This is a genomic window from Campylobacter sp. (genome assembly GCF_052170435.1).
Taxonomy (GTDB): Bacteria; Campylobacterota; Campylobacteria; order Campylobacterales; family Campylobacteraceae; genus Campylobacter_A.
Genome location: NZ_JBQNAN010000053.1, coordinates 1 through 3,066, shown reverse-complemented (window position 1 = coordinate 3,066; position 3,066 = coordinate 1). Strand labels below are relative to the sequence as shown.

Below are 3,066 nucleotides of genomic sequence, written 5' to 3'. Positions count from 1 at the left end.
GATCAAAAGGTCAGCATGCTCTACATGGGGCTTAATCCAAACATCCGCAAAAACGGCGGCGTGGCGAGCGCTTACGGCGTAAATACCCCAGAATCCTTCATCATAGAAAATATCGCGGGCGCTAAAAACGCCTTTAGAGGCGATGGCTCAAACGTGATTTTAAGCACCGAGCAGCTTTACGCGATAGATCCTGACGTCATCGTACTGCCGACCTCAAACGGCTACCATCCGGCAAGCGAGCTTTTAAATTCGGCAGATTTTGAAAAACTAGAGGAGCTAAAAGCGATCAAAAACAAGCGCGTTTACGCTATGCCGTGGTCGCCGATGAACTGCGCGCGCCGCGTGGAGTATCCGATAGATATCCTGATAATCGCAAAAGCGGCCTATCCGCAGCTCTTTTCGGACATCAAGGTTCATAAATTCGTCATCGATTTTTACAAAGACGTTTACGGCGTGAGCGAGGAGCAAGCAAAGGCGCTTAGAAGCGAGCAAATTTTAGACTGGACGGTAGAGCATGACTTTTAAGCCCGGCGCTTTTAAGTCAAATTTACTATTTTTATTCGTTCTTTTGGGCGCGCTTTTGCTCTGTATGATTGCGGCGCTCATGCTCGGGGATTATAAAATTTCGATCGCCAAAATTTTTAGACGTTTTAAATTTGAAAATTTTTGACATCCCCGCCGTAGGTATCTCCAAGATGGATCAAACCGTCATCTTTGAAATCAGAATGCCTAGAATTTTAACCGCCGTGATAGTGGGCTTCGCGCTTTCAAACGCGGGCGCGATATATCAGGCCTGCTTTAAAAACCCGCTCGTTGAGCCCTTTATACTGGGAGCTAGCTCGGGTGCGGCGCTGGGTGCGGCGCTAGCGATACTGTTTTCCGGCATATTTTTTAATATCGCTCTAAGCGCGTTTGCCTTTTCGTTTTTCGCAGTGTTTTTATCCTACACGCTCGCAAAAAACGGCGGCATAGTGCCCGTGGTGGGGCTTATCTTATCGGGCGTCATCGTAAGCTCGATATTTTCGGCGTGCGTATCGATCGCAAAATACGTAAGCGAGGACGCACAGCTAAGAGAGATCACATTTTGGATGATGGGCGGGCTGTACTACTCCAAATGGCAAAGCCTAGGCGAGATCGCCTCGGTCACTGGAGTTTGCTTTTTGGCGCTTTGCACGCTTGCGTGGAAGCTAAATTTACTAAGCCTAGGCGACGATCAGGCAAGAAGCCTCGGCATAAATCCCGAAAAATACAAGCTTATCTTTATAACGATCGCTACCTTGATGACCGCCGTGTGCGTGGCAAACGTGGGCATCATCGCGTGGATAGGGCTCATCATGCCTCACGTCGCGCGCCTCATAAGCGGCCCGGATAACAGATGGGTGCTGCCGCTATCAGGGCTCATAGGAGCACTCTATCTACTCGTATGCGATACGCTCGCGCGCACGGTGGCGATGGCCGAGATTCCCGTAGGCATCATAACCTCTTTGGTAGGCGCGCCATTTCTCATCGCGCTTTTAAGAAGCAAAGCAAAGGAGCTGCTAAAATGATACTGCAAACGAAAAATTTGTCCTTTAGCTACGGCGGATTTGGGCTCTAAGACGTAAGCATAGAGATCAAAAGAGACAGCATATGCGGGCTTTTGGGCACAAACGGTAGCGGCAAGAGCACGTTTTTTAACTGCTGTATGAAATTTTTGCATATCAAAGGCGGCGAAATTTATGTGGGTTCGCAAAACACGAAGCACAAAAGCCCCGCCTGGATAGCCAAAAACATCGCCTACGTCGCGCAGCACACCGAGCTGCATTTTCCGTTTTTCGTAAGGGATATCGTCCTGATGGGGCGCTCCACGCACGTAAAGAGCCTATTTGGCTTTAGTAAAGACGACAAAAGGGCGGTGAGCGAGGCGATGGAGTTTATCGGTATCTCGCATCTAGCCGATAAAAAGATGAACGAGCTTAGCGGAGGGCAGCGGCAGCTAGTTTTTATCGCCAGGGCGCTTGCGCAGGATACGCCGCTCATCTTGCTTGACGAGCCGACGTCCGCGCTTGATTTTAAAAACCAGATCACGCTTTGGAAAATTTTAAAAAAGATCGCTGCGGGCGGCAAGACGATCGTCATCTGCACGCACGAGCCAAACCACATCCTTTGGTTTTGCGACGAAGTGATAGTCTTCCGTGACGGGCGGATCGTCTCAAAAGGCAGCGTCGTGCAGGTTTTAAACGACGAGCTGCTGGCTAAAATTTACGGCGACGTCTGCACCTTTGAAAGGCTCGCGCAAAAAGAGGTGATCCTGCCTAAGCTGTAGCTACTCCTCCAAACTATACCCGATACTGCGCACGGTTTTGATTAGCTCAAAAGGTAGCTTCGCGCGTAGCTGACGCACGAGCGAGCGCAGGCGATCGGACGAGACGTTTTCGTCCTTATAGATACTCCACTCAAGCTCCTGGATCGTTACTACGTGCGGGGCGTTTTTGGCCAAAATTTCTAAAAACAATCCCTCTTTTTTGCCCAGCATTATATTTGTGCCGTTTATGTGCAGAGTGAGGCTGTTTTTGTCGTAGATAGCGCCGTTTTTTAGCTCAAATTTGCTCCCGAGTAAAATTCGGCAGTTTCTAAACACACGAAACAAAAACTCCTCCGGCAAAAAAGGCTTAACCATAAAATCGTCGTATTTGGCGTAGTAAATTTTCTTATAAAGCGCGGGGATGGCCTTATCTATAAGGATCATAACGGGAGTTAGACTCCCGTTATCTCGCAGAAATTTGACCGAGTCGAAATTTGCCAGATCCTTCGTCTTTACGTCGATGACGTAAAAGATGTAGCGATTGCCGTTGTAATAATCCTCTTTTAACTCGCTTAAATTTTCAAAACGAACTATGCGGATGTTAAAGCGGTAAAGCGCGGCGTTGAGGTTTAGTTGCATCTGAGCGTCGTCGCTAACAAGCAAAATTTTCTTCATTTTAGCCTACTTTTTGGTGGCATTGCCTTCTTTATTTTCTACTTTCGGCGCTACATAATCCTCCCCAAAATAAGCCTTCTTTATCTCTTCTTTTTTGATTGCGGCTT

At 48.1% G+C, this 3,066-nt stretch carries 3 protein-coding genes and 1 pseudogene; 3 read left to right on the top strand and 1 reads right to left on the bottom strand.

The features are described from left to right. From ACTTJF_RS10045 to ACTTJF_RS10035, 3 genes and pseudogenes are all read left to right on the top strand, one after another. Window positions 1-525 (top strand): annotated as a pseudogene (locus tag ACTTJF_RS10045) (iron ABC transporter substrate-binding protein); the annotation flags it as partial. Window positions 526-656: 131 nt separating this feature from the next. Next, on the top strand, window positions 657-1,547 hold the full coding sequence (locus ACTTJF_RS10040) for a FecCD family ABC transporter permease (protein ID WP_442551845.1): 891 nt from the start codon (window positions 657-659) through the stop codon (window positions 1,545-1,547). A 59-nt stretch (window positions 1,548-1,606) separates the two neighbouring features. Continuing rightward, window positions 1,607-2,305, top strand: a complete 699-nt coding sequence (locus ACTTJF_RS10035; protein WP_442551846.1) for an ABC transporter ATP-binding protein — start codon at window positions 1,607-1,609, stop codon at window positions 2,303-2,305. Here the strand turns inward: ACTTJF_RS10035 and ACTTJF_RS10030 are convergent, their stop codons facing one another. Then, complete coding sequence (locus ACTTJF_RS10030; RefSeq protein ID WP_442551844.1) at window positions 2,306-2,959, bottom strand: response regulator transcription factor; 654 nt, start codon at window positions 2,957-2,959, stop codon at window positions 2,306-2,308. Window positions 2,960-3,066 lie beyond the last annotated feature (107 nt).

Excerpts from the sequence above, each read along its gene's own strand:
- ACTTJF_RS10030 (WP_442551844.1), bottom strand. The coding sequence starts at position 2,959 with ATGAAGAAAATTTTGCTTGTTAGCGACGACGCTCAGATGCAACTAAAC.